The following is a 20,515-nucleotide window of genomic DNA, read 5'->3' on the forward strand; positions in this document are numbered from 1 at the left end:
GGCGAAGCATGCCCTGTCGCGAGACCTGACTGAAGAAGTCGTGCGTAAAGGGGATCCATTAGCGTGCGGCTCAGCGTGAGGCCAGGGTGTGCGTATGTCAACGCAACGGGGCAGCCGGCGGCCTTTGCGGCACGGCTCAGGCTCCCTCGGCGCCCCAGTGCGCGAGCGCGATGATCGCCTCACGCAAGGCAAGTCCGCGATCCGTCAGTGCATAGGCGCGGGTGTTGTGCCGGAGGGGCAGACGGTGCAGCACGCCTGCTTCTTCGAGTTCGCGCAGGCGGGTGGCGAGCACGCTCATCGGTATGCCGAGGTCGCGTTGCAGGTCGCCGTATCGTTGCGGCCCGTCCAACAGCCGCTCGACGAGGAGCAGGGCCCACCGTGCTCCCACGATCTCGAGGGCCGCGGCGAGGTCGCTCACGTGGTTGGGGCGGTGTCTGGCTTCATCCAGAACGGTGAGTAGTGGTAGCCGTCGGGGTCGTCGAACTGGCGCTGGTACATGAAGGGGTAGTCGTCGATGTCGCCGATCCGGCCGCCGGCGCTGCCGGCGCGCTCGATGAGGTCATCGACCGCCTCGCGGCTGTCGAGGTCGAACGAAACCGTGACCTTCGAGGGTGTGTCGGGTCCGCCGATCAGCTCCTGGACGCCGCCGACGCTTGCGTACATTTCACGGCTGCCGAGCATGACGTACTGATCGGGCGTGATCGCGAAGCATGACACGTTGTGATCGGACATCTCTGCGTTGAAGGTCCAGCCGAGCGCGGTGTAGAAGGCGGTAGCGCGTTCCACGTTCTCGACCGGGCAGGTGATGAAAAGGCTCATACATCGACACTTTCAAAATCAAAGTGCGGTGTCAAGTACCGCACACTCACTCCGCCCACGACATGGTCATCCGATTCTTCGTTCCCGATCCGGTAAGCCAGATCGCAAGCCGATCCCATTTGAGACGCAGTCGACTGGGCCTTCCAGCCGGGGCACGGCCGCACCACCTGTCGCGCTCCCGTGTTCAGCGGCAGCGCTGCCACTGCTGCAGGCGGACCCGCCACCGTGTACTTCGGCGGGAGCAGCGCAGACTGTAGAAGTGACCGACATGGACCTCCAGAACGCGGTGATCATCCCCGTCGTTGCTGTTGACGACCCTGCCGCGGCAGTCGAGTTCTACCGGCGTGCATTCGGGGCTGTCGAACTCCACCGGAACGCCTACCCGGATGGTCGTTTCGTCGCGGAACTGTCGATCGGTGGTGCGCATCTGCGTGTCGCACCAGCAGCAACCGGCACCAGCGACAGCCCAGACCGTTCGCCTACCGCACTCGGAGGAACCAGCGTGAGGCTGAATCTTCTGGTACCGGACCCCGACGAGGCTGCCGAGCGTGCTGTGTCAGCGGGCGCCCACCAGATCGTGCCGGTTGCCGATCAGGACTACGGCCTGCGCCAGGGCCGGCTCGTGGATCCGTTCGGACATCACTGGCTCATCGGCCGGCCACTGCCCGACGGATCCGGAGACTGGGCCGTCACGTAGCCGGACGCCACGCTCGTCACCACCTCACTGAGACCGCCGCTACCCGATTGTCGATCCTTGTGCGTGGCATGAGGTTGTGCCGGCTGGCTCTATGTCGGGGGCGCATGGGACTCTGAGGGGATGGTGACGACGACGCGGGTGTTGAGCGTGACGGTGCCGGTTCCCGACCAGGACCGGGCCCTGGAGTATTACCGAGACGTGCTCGGTTGCGAGGTCAGATATGACGGTGAGCCCTGGCCCGGTGCGCGGATGATCGAAGTGGTTCCGCCGGGGTCATCCGTTGGAATCGTGCTGCTCCCGCCAGACAGCGAGATACCGGTCGCCCTGCGACTTGGCACACACGACGCGGCGGAGGCATTCAGCCGCGTCAGAGACGCAGGCAGCGTGCTGCACAACGACGCTCCGATCTCGATCGGCGATGGCTCCCCGATGTTTTTCTTCGACGATCCGTTCGGCAACGGTCTCGTCTATATCCAGGAAGACTGAGCCAGGAACGCGAGTCCTCGTTGCACCCGCTGCAGCATCCGGCCGCGCGGGGATCGATGGTCATACCGGTTATATCGAGTGTATGAGAACAGCGATCTCTGTCCCTGACAAGGATTTCGAGCGCTTCGAGCGAGTCGCGGAACGTAACGGCATGAGTCGTTCGGAGTTCTACCGTCGTGCCGGCGCACGACTGGCCCACGAGTTGGAAGGCTCAAGTTCTCTGACGACGATCGCCAACGAGGTTCTGACCCAGGCAGGTCGGCCATCAGGTGACGGCCTCTTCCTGACGGAATCGCAACGGATCATCTCCACGGGTTCAGAGTGGTGATCGCCCGAGGCGACATCGTTTGGGCTGACTTCGGTGGACCGCGTGGCTCTGAACCGGGGACGAGCCGCCCCACCATCGTGTTCCAGGACGACTGGCTGCTGGCGACCTCGATCAACACGGTGCTGGTGATCCCGCTGACCTCGAACCTCGCGCAGGAAGCTTTCCCCGGCAACGTCCTGATCCCCGCCGTTGCATCTGGGCTGGACAAGGACTCGGTCGCCTTGGTCACCCAGCTCGGTCCCCTCAGCCGCGAGCACCTGCAGCCCGTCGCCGTCGGCCACCTCCCGCCATACCTCCTCAACGAACTCGGCACCGGAATACGCCTGGTCACCGGGGCCTGACCCGCACGCTGACAGACCCCCGTCGCGAACGTTTCGGTTCTGGGTGATCGTGTGGGGATGAATGAGATACAGGCTGGCTACGCGAGGGTGTCGACTCCTGAGCAGGATTTGACTGCTCAGCGGGATGCTCTTCTGCGGCTGGGAGTGGATGAGAGTCGGATCTTCGTTGATCACGGTTTGACGGGCACGAACCGTGCACGTCCAGGGTTGCGGGAGGCGTAGGCCTCGGTTCGATCGGGCGACACGCTCGTCGTCATCAAGTTGGATCGTTTGGCGAGGTCGTTGCGTGACGCGCGGGACATCGCGGACGAGCTGACGGCTAAGGGGTTGTGCTGAGTCTGGGTGGGAGTTTGTACGACTCGAGCGACCCGGTGGGCAGGTTGTTGTTCAACGTTCTCGGCATGGTGGCCGAGTTCGAAGCCGATCTGATCCGGATGCGCACCAAAGCGGGAATGGCTGTGGCCAAGGCGAAAGGAAAGCTGAAGGGCAAGCAACCCAAACTCTCGCGAACGCAGCGTGCTCATCTCTACGAGCTGATGGACGGATGCCAGTACGCCCAGTCGGAACTTGCGGAACTGTTCAGCGTCTCATGTGCCACCATCTACCGCGAAGGTCGCCGTCGCACCACAACAACGAGCACAGATTGAAACGCCAATCCTCGAGCGCGCGCCAGAACACGCACGCTCGAGGATCCGTCACCGTTCAATACGAAGGCAGTACATCCCGAGCCGCGCGATAAGCGATCCACTTGCGGGCTCAGGATCTGCAGGGTCGCGTTATGAGCGGGAACGTGGATCATCCTCCACGGCGCCTCATGGGGTGGATCGCATTTTGGATCGTGGTCGCTCCTACTCCTAGCGATCCCGGCATTTGTCTATCTGCACTTCGTACTCGCGGGACCCGTTGGGTTCGCCCACGCCTGAGCTTCTGCTCCGTCCGCGAGCGGGTCCCCAGCTGACGCTTGCAGGTTGTGGCCAGCGCTACCCTTCAGTCATGAGTGAGCCCACGCGGGATGGCATGGGAAGCCAGCAAGCGCGCCTGGGCGGGGCGGACGCCGTGGTGTCGACGGCTTTGATCGTGCTCTTGTTCCTCGCGACCTTGGGTGGGATGTTCATCGTGTTGGCGGTGTTTGCGGCCGCCACTTCGAGCAATGGGCCACAGGCAGTGCCGGTGTGCGCAGCTGATCTGATCATCTTCGGCAGCTTCCTGATGATCGCCGTGGCCATTCTTGTTGCTGGGTCGGTCGTGACCGTGCGCCGCCGAGAGCATCAACTCGTAGCTTGGCCGGCCGCGGCGATCGCTATCGGCTGCATCGCCCTAACGAGTGGAGTGGCCGTAGCGCTCACGCAGGTAAGCGCGTTGTCGATCTGCCCCGCATAACCCCCGCCGCTCGACAACAGCTCGCACAGGGATCCCCGATTGACGCATTTGGGGCGGGGAAGACGAGGAGTGGCCGCCCCGCGGTTTTCGGCGCGGTAACCGACCCGCTTGCACGGCAGTTGGCCCTGCAGCTCGTCGAGCTCGGTGCGTAACCGACCGACTTGCGCTGATCCTCAGGCATGCAGGCCAGTTCAAGAAGCAGTCACGACAACACATGTCAAGAACCCGCAACTGCGCCGTCGACATGCCCAATGCGCGGCGAAATTGGGACTCTGCAATCAAGGCTTGTAGCCATTCCAGATAGTTGCCCTAAATGCTTCCGGATGCCCTCGAAGCTTCGAATCGAAGACCAGATCGTCTCGAGAGCAGTAGTAGGCGGCTTCGAACCGAAGCGCTATAAGGTTCCACCCCGAGATGCGCTTCTTAAATGCATCAGAATCCCGTTGTGCACTGCGCGCTATGGCGGACGTGATCGCGCCGACGATGAGTGCCGGAACTATGGCGATGATCAACGCACCAAAGATCCCCGCCCCGATGCCGTCACCTATCGGATCGGTCGTGCCGCCGTGGGCGACGCTAAGCCCGCACCCGATCCCGATGAGCACAGTGGTCACTCCGTACGACCATCCGAACACGCGTCCGGTGTGAGTGGTTGGCTTCGGACGATTACTGAGACGGTTCCGCAGTATCGGCGCAGCGTTGGACCGAACCGCAAGAACCCGCTGTACGAAGTCCGACGCGCCGCACGAGGGACAGAGGTTATCTGCCGTTCCAGTCGTCACGACGACGGGCACCTGGGTCTGGTGCTCGGATCGCACTGTCACACCGGCTGCCGGCTGCCCGCATGAAGAGCAGAAATTCCCTTCCTGACCGGCACTTCCGCAATTCGAGCAGTACATCCCCACTAGCCTCCATTTCTCCGCAGCCTCTCGAAGCTACCGAGTGAGGGCGAACCCCGAAACCGCCAGAACTGGGGCAGTTAGTTCTTCGGCCCGGTGGATTGCCGAGAAGGGTTCGCACAGCGTGCTGCCGGCGATGCGACAAAGTTGGACCCGCACGCTGACGGATCCCGTTCCGAGCTGGCACACGCCTCATGGGCGCACTGGCTTGACTCCATGGGTGAACGCAGCGAGGCATTCCTCGATAATTTGGCTGCGCCGGGTCCGTTCGGGGGTGGCGGCAAGGATCTTCGCGTCGTCTGGAATGGTGTGCCGCACGTGAAAGATCCAAAGCATCCCGAGGACAAAGACTGGTCCGCCAGTGAACCAGATCCTGAAGCTCCATGAGTAGGCGCTTCGGAGCGCGCCGCGGGATCCGGCTGCGGGCATCTCGAGCGCGCGTCTAGCGCCCGTTTGCCTCGTAGACGGCGTCGGGTGGCAGCATCGCACTTCCTTCGATGCTGACGTTTCGGAAGCCATTGCCAGTGCGAACGAACCCGGGCTCCGCTCTTGCGATCTGTCCCCAGAAGGGAATCACCAGCGAACGTTGCGGTGGTTCATCACGCGGCAGCTCTAGTTCGTGTCGAAAGTAATCGAGGAGGTTCCAGCCGTAGACGATGACGTCCGTTTGCATCACGGACAAGATGGGCACTCCACGCGGCGCGTCGCCGCCTGGTAGGAAGCGATGACCGAACACAGGCAAGAGCTGAGGTACGGCAGCCAATTGCCGGGCGACGAGACGTGATCGCGCCTGTCGTGTCGTCGGGCGTCGGCCCCATGTGGGTGGCCAGAATCCGTTGTTTTCCACGTCCCATCGCACACCGTCCTTTGGCCAGTCCAGCCGTCGACGCAAGTCGTCCACGCTCGCATTGCGCCAGTCTGGGAACCCGGGTCCCTGTGGCAGGGCACGGCGCAAGAGATCCCGATGGTCAGGACTGAACTCGACGTCGAGTTGCTCCCGAAGCCGTCGGAACTCCGATTCATCAAGACCACGATCAAGGATCACGCCGTTGTCTCGAAGCAGAAGTAGTGCTGTCTCGATGGCGTCCGCATCTTCCATTGCTAGCACCCACCTCTTGAGCCCGCCGGTACAGCCGCAAGCGTACCGAGTCATCGACAGGCGGTGAACAGATAATCTCGCGCCGATCCCGGGTCCGGGACCGGGCAATAGACAATCCCGGGGCACATCGTTCCTGAGGGGTTTCGCGGAGATGGCGTCGGTTGGTTCTATGCAGTTGCGCACGAACGTGAGTGCTCGTTAGGTTTCCGCTACCGAGTGCCTGCCCACAGACGCCGTCGGGGAAGTGTTCAAGTCGCACCGAGTGAGGAAGCGGTCATACTTTGATTCCGAGTCGATGGTCGCGCGCCCTGTGGTGGCTCCTACTCATCCCGGCCTTCGTGGTTGTCTGCTCCGCGTTTCTCATGTTGGGCAGCGGTCGTGACCTTGGTCTTCCGGCAGTGGTGGCCATCTGCCTTGTCGTTGTGGTGCCGGTTGATGTCATCATTCTCGGGATGCGGTGGCGCGCTGATGCACGGTTCGATGCGGTCACTGCGATCTCCCCGCGTGGATATGTGGTTGAGGGTCTTTCCTGCAATCCGACGACCGCGGCCTTGTTCAGAGTCGGGGGTGTTGACGCGTCGAAGAGCTCGGGTCGTGGGTTCGCCGTGGTGTTCGATGCTGATGGTGCTCGCTTCTACGTCGGCGCTCGTTCGGTGCGACAGATCCTGAGTCTCTCCTGGTCTCAGATGACGTCGATTGACACTGAGACAGTGAGCGTGAACAACCGCGAAGTGGCGGCGCTGACGATCATGGTTGCTTGTGGCGGCGGTTCCACGGTTCTGCCGATCGTGATCAAAGCCACCAAGGGAGTCACCGGGTTTCAATTCAGTTCGTCTAGCGAAACCCTCGCGCACGTCCAGGCCGTTCAGAAGCTGCGCGGGAACCCAGCACCCACCCCTCGGATCAGCGCAAACGCTCAGCCGGTCAGTCGTGCCCGGCCGGTGGCGCGGCGAGAACGCCTGCGTGGTCTCAGCTCTAGAGAAATGGTGTGGCTTGCCTTGATCGGATTCCTGATTGGGATGGTCGGTCTTTTCGGCATGCTCCCGTTCGGCATCCTCACGTGGACGAACACTTGGGACGTGCCCAGTGGCGTATTCATGCCCTTCATCCTCGTTGGCCTGATCAGCGTCGCGAGCGGTGGCACTGTTCTCTCGTTCGTCCCGTTGCGTCAGTCCGCAGAGACGCGAGCCGGCTACACGCTCTTCAACTCCGGGGACACCAACCTTGACCTCATCGACGCCAAGACGGGATACGTCATCCGACCTGGTGGACATGAGGAACTCAGTACGGAGGAACTCAAGGACGCCCGCCACCGCGCACGGCTAGAAGCAGCCAAGATAAGCCCCCGACGCAAGATGAAAGAGACGGCATAAACCAGCAGGAAAGCGGCCCGTCAACACGTAGCAATTCATCACTGCCCGCTGAGCGATCCGCTACCGTCAACGCCTCGCCCGAGCTATCGGCGAACGTGTGCCGGACCCGCCTGGCTAAGGACAACTTGAGCGGTGTGTGTCGGTCGTGCCCGATACGCTAACGCTGAGCTCGCGCAGATGGTGGGCCGAAGGGGTGACAATGGCGAAGTCCGTTTTCTACAGCTTCCACTACGACCGCGATGCATGGCGCGTGCAGCAGATCATCAACATGGGCGCTTTGGACGGGCAGCCTCTGCTCAATCCACAGAAGTGGGAAGAGGTCCAGCGCAAGGGCACCACCGGCATCCAGAACTGGATCGACGAGCAGATGTCGTACAAGAGGGCAGTCGTAGTTCTCGTAGGCGCCCAGACAGCATCGCGACCTTGGGTGCAGTACGAGATCAAGAAGGCGTGGAACGCCAAGAAGCCGATCCTCGGAGTGCGCATCAATGGGCTGGCAGACAACTCTGGCAAGACAGACATTGCAGGCGCGAACCCGTTCGAAAAGGTGACGCTGCAAGGCGGGGGCACCGTAGCAGGCTACGTGCCTCTATTCACTCCGTTTGGAACGACTAGCCAGCAGGTGCACGCAAGCATCAAAGCCAATCTCACAGCGTGGGTAGACAAGGCATATCAGCGGTCATGATCGGCCGGGATCCCAACTGTGCGTTCTGCGAGATCGTCGCACGAGCAGACCCCGACGCGCGCGAAATCTATCGGGATGCGGATACCATTGCGTTTTTCCCAACCGAGCCTGCGGTGCTCGGTCACACGATGGTGATCCCGCTACGTCACGTCGCTGACATATGGGCCCTCGACGAGCACAGCGGCGAACGAATCGCAGTTACGACCCTCAAGATCGCCGGCGCAATCAAGAGTGCGCTCCACCCGCACGGATTGAACATCATCCAGTCCAACGGACGCGCAGCTGGCCAGACCGTCATGCATGTCCATGTGCATTTGGTTCCGAGATGGGAGAACGACCGGGTTGGCCGGATCTGGCCGCCAGAGAGCCACTACAGCGAGGCTGAGAAGGACGACGCCTGGGAGGCGTTGCGGACGGCCGTGAGGAATTTCAGCGGCTAGCGATCCAGATGATCCAGGCCAAGAGCGCGAGACCTGCCAGGAAGATCACGCCGTAGTAATTCTGAATCGACCAGGACCACATGACTCGCGGTATTGCGAGCGTCTTTCGTGCCTCCTCAGAGAGCAACTTGCAGTAGCCGTCCGCATTCATGTCGAAGACCTCGACTTGGCCAGCGGCGGCGGCCTGGAAGAGCTTTCGATACTTGCGCTCTTCCAGCAGATAGCGGGAATCGAGCGCGGCGAATACCAAGACTGCGCCGAGACCGAGGACGGCGACCGGAATGGAGTGCTTGGTCCCTGCGTAGCCGTAGGTCGCGACCGCGATAGTTAGCGCCCACCCTTTTGTGATCGCCGACGCCGAAGCCATTCGCGCGATAACCGATTGGATGAAGTCCAGGTGCTTCCTGCGATCTTCTAGCGAAGGTCCAGCAGGAACTGAGTCGGCACGCTTCCACCACATCAGAAGGTGTTCCTCCAGGCTGTCCCGCCCATCGAATTCACCAGAGCGTCAACGGACTTCCGCAGCGTGCCCCCGCTCTCGACCTTCGTGACTACCGGTACTCCATCCCGATCCCGATCGATGCTGGGGTAGAGCTGCAGATACTCCTGTCCGAGACTTCGACCGGACTCGTCCACCAACGGCATGATCGCGACAGATTCTCGTCCCCGATAGCCATCAAAGAATCCGAGTTCCCAGGGCATCCACTTCGACGATGAGGCCGCCGGGGTCAGCGCGTAGACCAGGGAACGGCACTGCGTCATCCGCCTACGGAGGATCATCGCGGTCGCCGGAGAAACTCGTGAGCGATCGAGCTGCGGATCATCAATCCAGTCGACATACACCGTCTTGCCCGTCTTCTGCAGTACCGCTCGTACGCCGAGGACGAGCTCTGCGTCCAGATAGCTGTGGCTGAGGAAGATGTCATAAGAACCCGACCCTCCGCCGGCTGCCTTGCGAAGAACCTCCCGGGCGCCACCTGGCTGATACATCGCGGCACTCCTACCGGCGTTGCGCACCTCGGTGACCGTGTATTGAGGCATCAGCCCTCCATGCCTTGAAGCTCGAGCCGCCTTCGGGCGGAGACCACGCCGAGTCTAGGGATACCTAGTGACACATGCTTGGAGTGGCCTGCTCCTATGCCCGCTCGACGGTCCCCCGCCGCACGGGAGCCCGAAGAACCCTGCGCCCGGCGACGTGCGGCGGCGGAGATGCACGTAAGACCCATACGGTGAGAACGCCCGCAAGGGTAGGTCAACCGCAACGTTCAGTGAGCGATTGCCGAGTTGCCTGCTGGAGCGAACTCGGAGCGGCTCCGGGAGCGTCGGCCGATGTGCGCCGGCGTCTGTGATGAAGTCCGGCGATCGGATTCGGAGCCTAGCGAAGGCGCTCCTCGCGCGCCCGAATCAGTTCTTCCACAGCGATCGGCAGCGTCGTCTCGAAGTCGATGAGCTTCGCCCACGTCGGCGTGACGACGATGCGCACCATGCCGTCCACGTAGAGCGAGCGAGTCTCCTTCTCCCACTCGACGCGCTGCTCCGCGGTCATCTCGTACGTCGTGTTCGCCTTGAGGAATTCGTCGGGGATGCCGTCGACGTAGTCCAGCTCGGCGCGGCCGCGGATCAGCAGGATCTGCGGCGGGTGCACCTCGGTGTCGAGGGTCATCGCCACGGCCGGGTTCGCTCGAAGGTGCCTCAGCTTCGGCGAGTTGGGTGGTGTGCTCATCACGATCTCCGCACCGTTCCACGTGAAACCCATCGGCACGTTGCGCGGTGTGCCGTCAGCCGCCACGTAGGCGAAGCGGATGATGTCTCGTGCGAGCAGTTCCCTGCTGATCGGGCGGTTCAGAACTTCGGTGATCTCGGTGGGGTGCACGTCGATGCTCCTTCGTCTTTCCGTCCATCCAACCGCACCCTTCACCCGGCGACGGCCGCGTCGCGCTGCGGGGAGAGGTACTTCGTGAGCGCGACGACGGCATCCCGTCCCGCACGATTCGCGCCGACCGTCGACTGCGAAGGGCCGAATCCGATGAGGTGCACGCGGGGGTCGCTGGCGACCTGAGTGCCGTGCATCCGGATGCCGCCCAGCTCGTTGCGCAGCTGCAGCGGTGCCAGGTGGGCGAGATCCGCCTTGAAGCCCGTCGCCCACAGGATGGCGTCGACCGGGGTGAAGCTCCCGTCCGCTTCGCGCACGCCGTGCGGCTCGATTCGGGTGAACATCGGACGACGCACCAGCGCGCCGCGCTCACGGGCGGCGACCGCGTAGGGCGTCCACGCCAGTCCGGTGTAGGAGACGACGGATCCGGTCGGTCGCCCGGCCTCCACATCGGCGACGACCTTCTCGATGACGGCTCGCCCCGTGGTCTCTGGCTGGAACTCCCCCTCGATGAAACGAGGCTCGTGCCGGGTGTACCAGAAGACGGTGGCGACGCGCGAGATCTCTTCGAGCTGCTGGATCGCGGAGATCCCACCGCCGACGACCGCGACGCGCTGCCCGGCGAACTCGTCGAGCGACACGTAATCGCGCGTGTGCAGCTGCCTGCCGAGGAACGATCCGGCTCCCGGATACGACGGCAGCACGGGGTTGTTCCACGTGCCGGTCGCGTTCACCACGGCGCGGGTCAGCCAGATGCCGTGATCCGTCTCGACCGCGAGCAGCCCGTTCGGGTCATCGTCGACGCGCCGCACGGATGCCACGACAACCGGTCGCAGGATGGGCAGCGCGTTCGCGTCCTCGAAGCCGGCGAAGTACCGCGGAACGGCCGTCCGGCTCTCCTCCTGCGGATCCAGCTGCGGTGCCGGATAACGCGGCAATCCGAAGATGCCGTTCAGCGTTGCGACGTGGAGGGACCGCCAGCGGTGCTGCCAGGCTCCTCCGGGCGTCGGGTTCGCATCCAGCACCACGAAGGTGCGCTCACCGCCCGGATCGGCGATCGCACTCGTGAACCCGCGCCGACTCAGGTGATAGGCCGCCGACAGGCCGGCCTGGCCGCCTCCGATCACGACCACGGTCGCCCGACGCTCGTTGCTGCTCACACCTGCTCAACCCATCGACGATGACGGTTCTTCCCACGCCGGGCGGCGCGTGTTCGGTTGGCAAACATGTGGCAACCCTTTGCCATCTGCCGAAGGCGAGCGTCAGACTTGCTCGGGCGGAGCATCCGCACGGCGTCTGCAATCGATGGACGACGAAGCACATAACCGGGAGCGAAGAAGCGTGGCCAAGATCGGCGTACAGGCGATGATGCTGAAGCAGCAGGTGGCGGAGAGCGGCGCCTACCCGATCTGGAAGCGCCTCGCCGACGGCGGATTCCGCGTCGTCGAGGTGTCGCAGGTCGAACTCACCGAGGCCACGCGGAACGACATCGTTCGCGCGAATGCCGACTTCGGCATGAGCGTCGCCGCGATCTCCGGCGGCATGGGAGAGACCGGAGGCGGCGGCAACGACTCGCTGCGCGAGTCCTTCGACAAGATCGTCGCCGACTGCCGCGCGCTCGGCACGAGTCGCGTGCGCATCGGCATGCTGCCCATGCCGTCGCTCGCGTCGAAGGATGCGCTGCTCCAGTTCGCAGCGGACGCCAACGACATGGCGCGCCGGCTGGCCGACGAGGGCATCGTGCTCAGCTACCACAACCACCACGCCGAGTTCGCGCGGATCGACGGCGTGCACCTGTTGGACCTGATCCGCGAGAACGCTCCGGATCTCAAGTTCGAGCTCGACGTGCATTGGATCCAGCGCGGCGGCATGGACCCCGTGACCGTCCTGAACCGCTACGCGGGCCTCGTCGACCTCGTGCACCTGAAGGACTACCGCATCGAGCTGCCCCCGGCATCGGCGTTCGACGCGCTCGCCGCCGGCGACCAGAAGACGTGGGGCGAGGCTTGGCAGAACCTCGTGCAGTTCGCGGAGGTGGGTCTCGGAAACCTCGACTTCAAGGGCGTCGTGGATGCCGGCATCGCGGCCGGCGCCGAGTACCTGCTGATCGAGCAGGACGACCAGTACGGTCGCGACATCTTCGACTGCCTCGCCGACTCGCGCGAGCACCTGGTCGAGCTGGGGTACGCCGACCTGTTCTGAAGCGCAGAGCCCATCACGTCGGTCCGCCGGGGCCTCCAGTCTCGGCGGCAGCGCGAGTCAGGGTCCCCGCTACGCTCGCATCGTGCCGCTCGCCCAAGAAAACACTCCTTTCGTCATCGCGGCCGATGTGGGCGGGACGTATTCGCGCGTCGCATGCTTCGGCCTCGACGGCACGCTGCTCGGGTCGGCGACAGGCAAGGGCGGCAGCCCGTTCCACAACACGGATGCCGCGGCCAACGTCGCCGACGCGACAGAGCGTGCACTGGGTGCAGGCGGCCTCGACGCGGCAGGTGCCATCGGACTGGTCGCAGGGCTCGCGAACATCAGCCGTCCCGGATCCAACCAGGGCGACGGGAACAACGACTGGGCAGAGGAGTTCTTCGCCATCCCGTCGCTGAGCTGCGACCGGATCATCGTCAACGACGCGGTCGTCGCACACCGTGGAGCGCTGCTCGGACGACCAGGGGTGATGGTCGTGGCCGGCACGGGATCGATGATCCTCGCCATCGACGAGGACGGCACCGAGGTCGAGAGCGGACAGTTCCAGCACTACGCCGGAGCAGCCAGGCACCTGGTCTTCGAGACGATGCAGCTCATCCTCGTGGGCGCGGCCGGGCCAGACGACGACGCGCTCGTCGATGCCGTGCTGAAGTACTGGGATGCGGCCGACGTGCCGGAGCTGCGTCGCGCGCTGCTCGACCTCGGCGCGACGGATCCCATTGAGGTGCGGCACCGCTACGGGCGGCTCGCTCCGACCGTGACGGCCGCAGCCGAGACCTCACCCCTCGCCGATCGCGCGCTCCGCGACCTGACGGACAAGACGGCGCGCGGCATCCGCCTGCTCCTGCCGTTCGTCGGCGACGAGGAGACCCAGGTTGCCGTGACCGGAAGCCTTGCGATGACGCCTGCGTTCACGTCACGACTGGATGCCGCGCTGCACGAGGAGCCAGCGGCGTGCGCGACGCTGGTCCCGACGGCTCTCGACGCCTTGCGGGGCGCAGCGCTGATGGCGTACCAGCGTGTGGGCGTACCGGTCGGGCCTGGCGTCGTTGGCCGGCTGCGCGAGAGCCAGGTCGACGTGGAGATCCGCTGATCCGATTCGGATGATGGAACGATCGAGGGTCGACCGGCGGCGGGAGCCGGGTCGCGAGGTTGACTCCGCCACAGTCCACCGCAACCCCGTTTCGCACATCTGCGTTCAGCGAAAGGACGCGAGCGCTTCCCGGTAGCGGTCCGGATCGGCACGCGTCTCAGCGGTGAGCAACAGTGCGTGCTCTCCGACGACCCGCGTGAAGGTGCCGCGGCAGGGGATCTGCACGATGATCGTGAGGCCGGCGCGCCAGGCCGGGATGAGCGCATCAAGGGCGATCCGCTCCGGTTGCTCGTCCAGCGTGTGCGGACGCTCGGCGCGGTGACGCTCGAAGAGCTGCTCCTGCCAGCGTTGGTGCTCGTCGGTGAAGGCATCCGTTCCGAACCGGTCCGACCAGATGGGACCGATGAGCTCGTGGAGGCGGCGTTTGTATTCGACCGAGCCAGGCTCGAACGCACGCAGGTGGTCGAACAAGGTCGGGTCGATCGGGATGCCCTCGTGCCGCAGGCAGTCGCGCCAGAGCTGCGACCAGGCATCCCGCCATTCGGTGACGGGTGCGCTCGCGCGGACGGTCTCGCTGACGGCCTGCGGGGTGTCGACGAGCGCCGGCGGCAGGTCGTCGCCTTCGGGGCCGAGGCGCCACGCCTCCCGGATCCAGAGGAGATCGAGGAGCGAATTCGGGTCATCCTTGACAGTGATGACCATGTCGTGCGGCCACGGGTTGCCGGGGATGGGGCGGAGCGATCTCATGAGAGTCCTCTCGACGGGTCGAGCTTAGAGCTGCTCCAGGAGCTGGGGCCAGGCAACCCTCCAGCCGCATGGGCGAGAATCATCCCGTGCCCCTCGCCCCGATCACCCCGTCCGACATCGACGCGTTGCGCGCATTCCTCGGTGAGGTCGACCTCACGCTTGCCGGGCTGGAGGGTCCGGGCGTGCGCCTGTGGGTCGAACGCGATCCGGATGGCTCCATCGTCGGCAGCACCGGACTCGAGCTCAGCGCGGACGGCCGCCACGCACTGATCCGCAGTGTTGCGGTTGCACCGGATCGACGTACAGCAGGGGCAGGATCCCGACTGGCGCACTTCGCGCTGGATGCCGCACGAGAAGCCGGTGCGGAACACGCCTGGCTGTTCTCACGCCGCTCAGGACCGTTCTGGCAGAAGCTCGGATTCGTGTCAGCGGATCGCGACCGACTGGCATCCGTTCTTTCCGGCTCTCATCAGGTGGAATTGTTCCGCAGCACGGGCCAGCTGGCCGGTGAGGTGGCCTGGTCGATGGCTCTCGACCAGCGAGTGGATGTCATGGCGTCGGCCTGAGAACCCGCCCGCACGTCGGCAGAGCGCTCAGTCGACGACGAGCACGAGCTTGCCGCGCACGCGACCCTCTTCACCGACACGATGAGCCTCGGCGATCTGGGCGAGCGGGAACGTGGTCACCTGCGGGAGCGCGAAGCGTCCGGACTCGATCAGGCGAGGCAACTCGTCGAGCACGTACATCGCGCGGCCGCCGTCGCCACGGCTGAAGCGCACGCCGTGCTCCTGCGCGCCCGCGAAGTCCGCCACGGTGATGACGTGGTCGGGGCCGCCCGCGAGGTCGATGAGTTCGGGCAGGATGCCGTTGCCCGCGACATCCAACGCGAGGTCGACTCCGCCCGGCGCGAGTTTCCGCACCCGATCGCCGAGACCCTCGCCGTAGACGACGGGCTCGGCACCCAACGAGCGCACGTACTCCTGATTCGAGGGCCCGGCGGATCCGATCACGCGCGCCCCACGGTCGACGGCGAGCTGCACGGCAGCACCGCCGACGTTGCCGGACGCGCCGTTGATGAGGACCGTGTCGCCGCTGCCGACCCCGAGCTGGTCGAGCGCCCGGGCCGCGGTCTCGACGGACGACGGCAGCGCCGCGATGTCTGCGAAGTCGAGTGCTGCCGGGATCGCGGCGCAGGCGGACAACACGGCGAGCTCCGCCTGCGCCGCGCCGTCGGTGCAGAAGCCGAAGACACGATCGCCGATGGCGACGTCGTCGACGCCGGGCCCGAGCTCGTCGACCACGCCGGCCGCCTCGTATCCGAGGGTCTGCGGAAGCTCGGGATCCATCAGGCCCTGCCGCTTCTTCCAGTCGCTGGCGTTGACGCCTGCCGCTTTCACGGCGATGCGGATCTCGCCGGGGCCGGGGTGGGGATCCGGGAGCTCGGCGATCTCCAACACGTCCGGGCCGCCGAAGCTGCTGAACCTGGCTGCCTTCATCGTTCGCTCCCCTTCGTCTCTGCCGCAGTCTGCACGGTCGTCCCCGTGTGCGTCACCACTGCCGGTGAACCTCAGCGTGTGGACCTGTCACCAGTGTGGACGGCGGCACGTCATCCGTCACGACCGCTCCCGCCGCGATGACCGCGTCCTTACCGATGGTGACGCCCGGGAGGATGGTCGCGCCGGCTCCGATCCACACGTTCTCGGCCACGTCGATCGGCGCGCCGGTCAGGTAATGGTGCCGCGGCTCAGGATGCACCGGGTGCCCGACGGTGATGAACGTGACCTTCGGCGCGACCAACACGCCCTCGCCGAGGCGGATCCCCGCGTAGTCGAGGAACGTGCAGTTCTGGTTGATGAAGACGCGCTCGGACAGCTCGAGGTTCAGGCCGTGGTCGGTGAAGAACGGCGGGTAGATCGTGACGCGATCCGGCAGAGGACGTCCGAAGATGCGCTCGAACAGCACGGTCTTGCCCTCCTCGTCGTCGAAGGGCAGCACGTTGAGCCGCGACGTCAGCGCGGTGACCTCGAGCACCCGCTGGGACATGGCGGTGAACTCGGGGCTGCGGATGCGCATGAGGTGCGGGACGGGCATCCTCCGATCCTTCCGTACGCGCCCGACATCGGGTGGAACGCTCCGGCGCCCGCGGCACGTGCCGGGTCTGCACACCGCGGAACCGCAGCAGTGCCACGTGCGCACAATCGCGCCAACGAGAGTGGCGCAAGAGTGCGCACATGGCGCAGTCGTGGCGCCGGCGGCGGAGACCGCTCAGCGCAGCACGCCCAACCCGCGCGCCGCGACGACGGCGGCGGTGCGTGAGCTGACGCCGAGCTTGGAGAACACGTGAACGAGGTGAGACTTCACCGTGGCATCCGTGATGTGGAGTCGCCGCGCGATCTCATTGTTCGAAGCGCCTTGGGCGACGAGCCTCAGCACCTCGATCTCACGTGCCGACAGGCTGACGTGCGGCGCACGCACGCGTTCCATGAGACGCCCGGCGATCGCCGGGGCCAGTGCGCTCTCCCCCGAGGCTGCGGCATGCACGGCCGCGACGAGCTCGTGGGGTGGAGCATCCTTGAGAAGGTATCCGCTGGCGCCCGCCTCGACGGCGCTGAGAATGTCGCCGTCACTGTCGTAGTTCGTGAGGACCAGAACGTACGGAGGCGCCTCCAGCGCGCGGATGCGCCGCGTGGCATCCGCGCCCGTCTCGCCGCCGCCGAACTGCAGGTCCATCAGCACGAGCTCGGGTGCGAGCGTCTCCGCCTGTCTCACGGCGTCGTCGGCGGTGGCGGCCTCACCGACGACGGTGACGTCCGATTCGCCTTCGAGCAAGGCGCGGATGCCGGCACGCACCACGGGATGGTCATCCGCGATCACGATGCGTTCCCTTCCGTGTCGCGAAGCGTCACCGTGAGAGAGGTTCCGTGTCCTGGCTCGCTGGCCACCTCGAGTGTGCCGTCGAGCTGGGCGACACGCTCGGTGATGGCCCGCAGCCCGAACGAGTCGGATGCCGTCGCACGCTCGGCCGCCGCGTTCGGGTCGAAGCCGATTCCGTCATCCGTCACGGTCAGCCGAGCCCGGCCATCGTCCACGGTCAGCGTGATGGATGCGCGGGACGCGTGAGCATGCTGCACCACATTGGCGAGGGCGCCCTGGGCGATGCGGAGCAGGGCGCTCTGCGCATCCATCTGCAGGTCCACCGCTTCGGGAACGTCGACGTGCACGCGCAATCCGTCATGAGTCCACTCGCGCTCCGCCAGACGGATGAGGGCGGCCCGCAGACCCTCGTCGAGCGACGCAGGAGACAGCTCCCGGATGAACCTCCGTGTCTCGGCGAGGCTCACGGCGGCGGTCTCCCTGGCGAGCCGCAGGTGCTCGGAGCCCGGACGGTCGGCATCCGCCCGCTCCACGGCGTGCAGCAGCATCTGGATGCTCGACAGAGACTGCGCAACGGTGTCGTGGATCTCTCGTGCCAGTCGTGCCCGTTCCTCCAGCACGCCCTGCTCGCGTTCGACTGCAGCGAGTCTGTCCTGCGCTGAGAGCAGCTCCCCGAGCAAGGCCTCGCGCTCGGCCGCGTCACGGGCCAGCTCCCGATAGCCGAGACCGATCAGCACTGCGACGCCCGCGCCGACCAGCGGCCCGACCACGCCGCCGACCGTGTATCCGCTGTGCATGCCGAGTGCCACGATCGCCACCGCCGTCGCAACCAGGACCATGATCAGCCCGTATGGCATCGGCAGCAGATGCAGGTAAAGGAAGAACAACGGGAAGACGAGATAGGCGGCCTCTGGAACCAGGAACAAGAGTGCGATCCAGATGATCGAGAGGAGGGCCAGCCACACCACGCTCGCCAGACGTCGGCGGGGCGCCGGTGCCCTCACGACCAGGAGCCCGCCCAGATAGACCAGGCCGAGGAGGACGGCGAGAGTCAGGCCCAGCCACATGTGAGGAGGATCGAGGAGCGCGACCCGCACGATCACCAGAGCGAGCAGCGCGACGAAGAGCACGTGCAGGCCGATGCGCAGCACGAGGAAGACGCGCGTGAGGTTGTCGTGCACCATGTCGCATCCAGGCTACAAAGGCGTCGAACCCCTGGTCATCAACCGAAAGTGGGAGACGGAGACTCAACCCCCCGACGATGTCGGACGCCCGCGTGACGGCGAGGCTGGATGACGTGGCCGCTCCGTGCGCGCCACGGAGAGGAATCCATCGTGTTCGTCGCCTGGCGGGATCTGCGATTCGCCCGGGGCCGTTTCGTGCTCATCGGATCCGTCGTCGCGCTCATCACCTTGCTCGTCGGCTTTCTGGCAGGACTCACCGGAGGATTGGCAGCGCAGAACGTCTCCGCCGTTCTCGACCTGCCAGGGGACCGGATCGTGCTCCAGCATCCGTCGACCGGTCAACCGAGCTTCAGCGAGTCGTCCATCCCGTCGGCTGCCGTCGACGATTGGCGTGCTGCGGCCGGCGTGAAGGACGTGCTGCCGGTCGGCATCGTGCAGGGCAAGGCGAAAGCAGGCGACACGACTGCCGCCGTCGCGCTGTTCGGCCTTGAACACCGAGCGGATGTGCAGGGCACGGCCTCCTCGGCGGTGACCGGCATCACACCCACCGCGGCAGACGAGGTCGGGTTGTCGGCCGGCGCCGCGAAGGATCTGGGCGGCGCAGAAGTCGGAGACACGGTGCGGATGCTCGGAACGGACTTCCGCGTGGCATCCATCGGCGGCGATGCCTGGTACAGCCACACGCCCGTTGTCGCACTGACGCCCGAGGCCTGGGCCGCGCTCGACAAGGGGATGGGCGGCGACGGCGAGGCGACGGCACTGTGGGTCACGGGGAACGCGGACTGGAGCGTCGTTGCCGATCAGACGAAGACGATCGCCCGACAGCCCCTCCTCAGCCTGACAGCCCTCGACGCGTTCAAATCGGAGATCGGGTCGCTGGGACTCATGATCGCCATGCTGTTCGGAATCTCGGCGCTCGTCGTCGGCGCCTTCTTCACGGTCTGGACGATGCAGCGCTCCGGAGACGTGGCCGTGCTGAAAGCGCTGGGCGCCACGACGAAGTCGCTCGTGAGAGACGCCCTCGGTCAGGCGCTCGTCGTTCTCGTCATCGGAATCGGCGTCGGGATGCTCGTGGTCACCGCCCTCGGACTCCTCGCCGGAGGCGTACTTCCGTTCCTGCTCAGCCCGCTGACCACCGTCGTGCCCGCTGCCGCGATGGCCGTGCTGGGGCTCGCCGGCGCGGCCGTCGCGCTGCGCACCGTCACCAAGTCCGACCCTCTCACCGCACTCGGGAGCAACCGATGATCACCCTCGACGACGTCACCCTCACCTTTCCCGACGGCGGTTCGCGCGTCACCGCCGTCGACCACGTGTCGCTCGACGGCAAGGCCGGCGTGCTGACCGGCATCACCGGGCCGTCGGGCTCGGGCAAGTCGAGCTTGCTCGCTGTGGCGGCCACGCTCATCCGTCCCGACTCCGGTCGGGTCGTGCTCGGCGACGTGGATGGCACCATGCTCTCTCGAGACGAGGCGACGGCACTGCGCCGCGAGAGGATCGGCATCGTCTTCCAGCAGTCCAACCTGCTGCCGTCGCTGACCGCGCGTGAGCAGCTCATGGTCATGGCCGAACTCGGCGGTCGGAATGCCCGCGGCCGCCGTCGAGCTGTGCGATCCCACGTCGATGAACTGCTGGATGCCGTCGGTCTCGCCGATCACGCCGGCAAGCGCCCCGCGCAGCTCTCCGGTGGCCAGCGTCAGCGCGTCGCCATCGCACGAGCCCTGGTGCACGAGCCGGATGTGCTGCTCGTCGACGAGCCGACGAGCGCCCTCGACCAGGAGCGCGGTGCCGCGATCATGGACCTGATCGCTCGGCTCACCCACGAGCGGGAGACGGCGACCCTGCTGGTCACGCACGACCTCGTGCACGAACACCTTCTCGACGATCTCGTCACCGTCGTGGACGGCCGCATCGTCGAGGCGACGTCACGCGCTCTGGCCTGAGCTCGACGATGGTCGTCCACGGCGTCCCCCTGGCGGCGCCCATCGGGCGCCGGTG

Annotated in this window: 26 protein-coding genes and 1 pseudogene; 14 read left to right on the forward strand and 13 right to left on the reverse strand. The window is 65.5% G+C overall.

Features of this window, described 5'->3' with window-relative positions; all coding sequences use genetic code 11:
* Positions 1 to 136: 136 nt before the first annotated feature.
* Together ACX9R5_RS03210 and ACX9R5_RS03215 are read right to left on the reverse strand one after the other, a co-directional pair.
* Positions 137 to 418: a winged helix-turn-helix transcriptional regulator gene (locus ACX9R5_RS03210; protein ID WP_459407558.1), complete on the reverse strand. Its 282-nt coding sequence runs from the start codon at positions 416 to 418 to the stop codon at positions 137 to 139.
* Entirely contained in the window at positions 415 to 819 is a 405-nt protein-coding gene (locus tag ACX9R5_RS03215) for a VOC family protein (protein ID WP_459407559.1), read from the reverse strand. The genes ACX9R5_RS03210 and ACX9R5_RS03215 overlap by 4 nt, the downstream gene beginning before the upstream one ends.
* A gap of 268 nt (positions 820 to 1,087) precedes the next feature.
* Here ACX9R5_RS03215 and ACX9R5_RS03220 point away from each other — a divergent pair, with 268 nt between their 5' ends.
* The 6 genes and pseudogenes from ACX9R5_RS03220 to ACX9R5_RS03245 all read left to right on the forward strand — a co-directional run bounded on the left by ACX9R5_RS03220 (position 1,088) and on the right by ACX9R5_RS03245 (position 4,051).
* Complete coding sequence (locus tag ACX9R5_RS03220; protein ID WP_459409023.1) at positions 1,088 to 1,516, forward strand: VOC family protein; 429 nt, start codon at positions 1,088 to 1,090, stop codon at positions 1,514 to 1,516.
* Positions 1,517 to 1,636: 120 nt separating this feature from the next.
* Positions 1,637 to 2,002: a VOC family protein gene (locus tag ACX9R5_RS03225; protein ID WP_459407560.1), complete on the forward strand. Its 366-nt coding sequence runs from the start codon at positions 1,637 to 1,639 to the stop codon at positions 2,000 to 2,002.
* A gap of 82 nt (positions 2,003 to 2,084) precedes the next feature.
* Positions 2,085 to 2,330 (forward strand): ribbon-helix-helix domain-containing protein, encoded by a 246-nt coding sequence (locus tag ACX9R5_RS03230; protein ID WP_459407561.1) that lies wholly within the window; start codon positions 2,085 to 2,087, stop codon positions 2,328 to 2,330.
* A complete protein-coding gene (locus tag ACX9R5_RS03235) occupies positions 2,327 to 2,671 on the forward strand; it encodes a type II toxin-antitoxin system PemK/MazF family toxin (RefSeq protein ID WP_459409024.1) in 345 nt (114 codons plus the stop codon). Before ACX9R5_RS03230 ends, ACX9R5_RS03235 begins: the two co-directional genes overlap by 4 nt.
* A gap of 57 nt (positions 2,672 to 2,728) precedes the next feature.
* Positions 2,729 to 3,318 (forward strand): annotated as a pseudogene (locus ACX9R5_RS03240) (recombinase family protein).
* Positions 3,319 to 3,664: 346 nt separating this feature from the next.
* A complete protein-coding gene (locus ACX9R5_RS03245; RefSeq protein ID WP_459407562.1) occupies positions 3,665 to 4,051 on the forward strand; it encodes a hypothetical protein in 387 nt (128 codons plus the stop codon).
* Positions 4,052 to 4,329: 278 nt separating this feature from the next.
* Here the strand turns inward: ACX9R5_RS03245 and ACX9R5_RS03250 are convergent, their stop codons facing one another.
* Positions 4,330 to 4,665, reverse strand: coding sequence for a hypothetical protein (locus tag ACX9R5_RS03250; protein ID WP_459407563.1), 336 nt, complete (start codon positions 4,663 to 4,665; stop codon positions 4,330 to 4,332).
* 727 nt (positions 4,666 to 5,392) lie between these two features.
* Positions 5,393 to 6,049 (reverse strand): hypothetical protein, encoded by a 657-nt coding sequence (locus ACX9R5_RS03255; RefSeq protein ID WP_459407564.1) that lies wholly within the window; start codon positions 6,047 to 6,049, stop codon positions 5,393 to 5,395.
* 338 nt (positions 6,050 to 6,387) lie between these two features.
* On the opposite strand from ACX9R5_RS03255, the gene ACX9R5_RS03260 reads away from it, so the two are divergent.
* From ACX9R5_RS03260 to ACX9R5_RS03270, 3 genes are all read left to right on the forward strand, one after another.
* Positions 6,388 to 7,422, forward strand: coding sequence for a hypothetical protein (locus ACX9R5_RS03260; RefSeq protein ID WP_459407565.1), 1,035 nt, complete (start codon positions 6,388 to 6,390; stop codon positions 7,420 to 7,422).
* A 199-nt stretch (positions 7,423 to 7,621) separates the two neighbouring features.
* Positions 7,622 to 8,107, forward strand: a complete 486-nt coding sequence (locus tag ACX9R5_RS03265) for a TIR domain-containing protein (RefSeq protein ID WP_459407566.1) — start codon at positions 7,622 to 7,624, stop codon at positions 8,105 to 8,107.
* The gene (locus tag ACX9R5_RS03270; RefSeq protein ID WP_459407567.1) at positions 8,104 to 8,547 is read left to right on the forward strand and encodes an HIT family protein; all 444 of its coding nucleotides are present in this window, start codon (positions 8,104 to 8,106) and stop codon (positions 8,545 to 8,547) included. Before ACX9R5_RS03265 ends, ACX9R5_RS03270 begins: the two co-directional genes overlap by 4 nt.
* Here ACX9R5_RS03270 and ACX9R5_RS03275 read toward each other — a convergent pair.
* The 4 genes from ACX9R5_RS03275 to ACX9R5_RS03290 form a co-directional block, all read right to left on the reverse strand.
* Positions 8,537 to 8,914 (reverse strand): hypothetical protein, encoded by a 378-nt coding sequence (locus ACX9R5_RS03275; protein ID WP_459407568.1) that lies wholly within the window; start codon positions 8,912 to 8,914, stop codon positions 8,537 to 8,539. The two genes, ACX9R5_RS03270 and ACX9R5_RS03275, sit on opposite strands and share 11 nt — an antisense overlap.
* Positions 8,915 to 9,006: 92 nt before the next feature.
* On the reverse strand, positions 9,007 to 9,588 hold the full coding sequence (locus ACX9R5_RS03280) for a hypothetical protein (RefSeq protein ID WP_459407569.1): 582 nt from the start codon (positions 9,586 to 9,588) through the stop codon (positions 9,007 to 9,009).
* A 334-nt stretch (positions 9,589 to 9,922) separates the two neighbouring features.
* Positions 9,923 to 10,420 (reverse strand): pyridoxamine 5'-phosphate oxidase family protein, encoded by a 498-nt coding sequence (locus ACX9R5_RS03285; protein WP_459407570.1) that lies wholly within the window; start codon positions 10,418 to 10,420, stop codon positions 9,923 to 9,925.
* Between the two features lie 41 nt (positions 10,421 to 10,461).
* Positions 10,462 to 11,580, reverse strand: coding sequence for an NAD(P)-binding domain-containing protein (locus ACX9R5_RS03290; RefSeq protein WP_459407571.1), 1,119 nt, complete (start codon positions 11,578 to 11,580; stop codon positions 10,462 to 10,464).
* 181 nt (positions 11,581 to 11,761) lie between these two features.
* Between ACX9R5_RS03290 and ACX9R5_RS03295 the strand changes: the two genes are divergently transcribed.
* Together ACX9R5_RS03295 and ACX9R5_RS03300 are read left to right on the forward strand one after the other, a co-directional pair.
* Positions 11,762 to 12,622, forward strand: a complete 861-nt coding sequence (locus ACX9R5_RS03295) for a sugar phosphate isomerase/epimerase family protein (RefSeq protein ID WP_459407572.1) — start codon at positions 11,762 to 11,764, stop codon at positions 12,620 to 12,622.
* 82 nt (positions 12,623 to 12,704) lie between these two features.
* A complete protein-coding gene (locus tag ACX9R5_RS03300; RefSeq protein ID WP_459407573.1) occupies positions 12,705 to 13,715 on the forward strand; it encodes a BadF/BadG/BcrA/BcrD ATPase family protein in 1,011 nt (336 codons plus the stop codon).
* Positions 13,716 to 13,820: 105 nt separating this feature from the next.
* Here the strand turns inward: ACX9R5_RS03300 and ACX9R5_RS03305 are convergent, their stop codons facing one another.
* A complete protein-coding gene (locus tag ACX9R5_RS03305) occupies positions 13,821 to 14,462 on the reverse strand; it encodes a hypothetical protein (protein WP_459407574.1) in 642 nt (213 codons plus the stop codon).
* Between the two features lie 86 nt (positions 14,463 to 14,548).
* Between ACX9R5_RS03305 and ACX9R5_RS03310 the strand changes: the two genes are divergently transcribed.
* On the forward strand, positions 14,549 to 15,028 hold the full coding sequence (locus ACX9R5_RS03310; protein WP_459407575.1) for a GNAT family N-acetyltransferase: 480 nt from the start codon (positions 14,549 to 14,551) through the stop codon (positions 15,026 to 15,028).
* A 27-nt stretch (positions 15,029 to 15,055) separates the two neighbouring features.
* On the opposite strand, the gene ACX9R5_RS03315 is transcribed toward ACX9R5_RS03310, so the two are convergent.
* The 4 genes from ACX9R5_RS03315 to ACX9R5_RS03330 all read right to left on the reverse strand — a co-directional run bounded on the left by ACX9R5_RS03315 (position 15,056) and on the right by ACX9R5_RS03330 (position 18,520).
* Positions 15,056 to 15,958, reverse strand: coding sequence for an NADP-dependent oxidoreductase (locus tag ACX9R5_RS03315; protein ID WP_459407576.1), 903 nt, complete (start codon positions 15,956 to 15,958; stop codon positions 15,056 to 15,058).
* Positions 15,959 to 16,010: 52 nt separating this feature from the next.
* The gene (locus ACX9R5_RS03320; RefSeq protein ID WP_459407577.1) at positions 16,011 to 16,553 is read right to left on the reverse strand and encodes a sugar O-acetyltransferase; all 543 of its coding nucleotides are present in this window, start codon (positions 16,551 to 16,553) and stop codon (positions 16,011 to 16,013) included.
* Positions 16,554 to 16,727: 174 nt separating this feature from the next.
* Positions 16,728 to 17,336 (reverse strand): response regulator, encoded by a 609-nt coding sequence (locus tag ACX9R5_RS03325; protein WP_459407578.1) that lies wholly within the window; start codon positions 17,334 to 17,336, stop codon positions 16,728 to 16,730.
* Entirely contained in the window at positions 17,333 to 18,520 is a 1,188-nt protein-coding gene (locus ACX9R5_RS03330; protein ID WP_459407579.1) for a sensor histidine kinase, read from the reverse strand. Before ACX9R5_RS03330 ends, ACX9R5_RS03325 begins: the two co-directional genes overlap by 4 nt.
* Positions 18,521 to 18,670: 150 nt before the next feature.
* Here ACX9R5_RS03330 and ACX9R5_RS03335 point away from each other — a divergent pair, with 150 nt between their 5' ends.
* Positions 18,671 to 19,765, forward strand: coding sequence for an ABC transporter permease (locus ACX9R5_RS03335; protein ID WP_459409025.1), 1,095 nt, complete (start codon positions 18,671 to 18,673; stop codon positions 19,763 to 19,765).
* Positions 19,762 to 20,460 (forward strand): ABC transporter ATP-binding protein, encoded by a 699-nt coding sequence (locus ACX9R5_RS03340; RefSeq protein ID WP_459407580.1) that lies wholly within the window; start codon positions 19,762 to 19,764, stop codon positions 20,458 to 20,460. Before ACX9R5_RS03335 ends, ACX9R5_RS03340 begins: the two co-directional genes overlap by 4 nt.
* Positions 20,461 to 20,515 lie beyond the last annotated feature (55 nt).

The organism is Rathayibacter sp. CAU 1779 (assembly GCF_054551755.1).

Excerpts from the sequence above, each read along its gene's own strand:
- ACX9R5_RS03215 (WP_459407559.1), bottom strand. The coding sequence starts at position 819 with ATGAGCCTTTTCATCACCTGCCCGGTCGAGAACGTGGAACGCGCTACC.
- ACX9R5_RS03220 (WP_459409023.1), top strand. The coding sequence starts at position 1,088 with ATGGACCTCCAGAACGCGGTGATCATCCCCGTCGTTGCTGTTGACGAC.
- ACX9R5_RS03225 (WP_459407560.1), top strand. The coding sequence starts at position 1,637 with ATGGTGACGACGACGCGGGTGTTGAGCGTGACGGTGCCGGTTCCCGAC.
- ACX9R5_RS03230 (WP_459407561.1), top strand. The coding sequence starts at position 2,085 with ATGAGAACAGCGATCTCTGTCCCTGACAAGGATTTCGAGCGCTTCGAG.
- ACX9R5_RS03245 (WP_459407562.1), top strand. The coding sequence starts at position 3,665 with ATGAGTGAGCCCACGCGGGATGGCATGGGAAGCCAGCAAGCGCGCCTG.
- ACX9R5_RS03255 (WP_459407564.1), bottom strand. The coding sequence starts at position 6,049 with ATGGAAGATGCGGACGCCATCGAGACAGCACTACTTCTGCTTCGAGAC.
- ACX9R5_RS03265 (WP_459407566.1), top strand. The coding sequence starts at position 7,622 with ATGGCGAAGTCCGTTTTCTACAGCTTCCACTACGACCGCGATGCATGG.
- ACX9R5_RS03270 (WP_459407567.1), top strand. The coding sequence starts at position 8,104 with ATGATCGGCCGGGATCCCAACTGTGCGTTCTGCGAGATCGTCGCACGA.
- ACX9R5_RS03275 (WP_459407568.1), bottom strand. The coding sequence starts at position 8,914 with ATGGCTTCGGCGTCGGCGATCACAAAAGGGTGGGCGCTAACTATCGCG.
- ACX9R5_RS03280 (WP_459407569.1), bottom strand. The coding sequence starts at position 9,588 with ATGCCTCAATACACGGTCACCGAGGTGCGCAACGCCGGTAGGAGTGCC.
- ACX9R5_RS03305 (WP_459407574.1), bottom strand. The coding sequence starts at position 14,462 with ATGAGATCGCTCCGCCCCATCCCCGGCAACCCGTGGCCGCACGACATG.
- ACX9R5_RS03315 (WP_459407576.1), bottom strand. The coding sequence starts at position 15,958 with ATGAAGGCAGCCAGGTTCAGCAGCTTCGGCGGCCCGGACGTGTTGGAG.
- ACX9R5_RS03320 (WP_459407577.1), bottom strand. The coding sequence starts at position 16,553 with ATGCCCGTCCCGCACCTCATGCGCATCCGCAGCCCCGAGTTCACCGCC.
- ACX9R5_RS03330 (WP_459407579.1), bottom strand. The coding sequence starts at position 18,520 with ATGGTGCACGACAACCTCACGCGCGTCTTCCTCGTGCTGCGCATCGGC.
- ACX9R5_RS03340 (WP_459407580.1), top strand. The coding sequence starts at position 19,762 with ATGATCACCCTCGACGACGTCACCCTCACCTTTCCCGACGGCGGTTCG.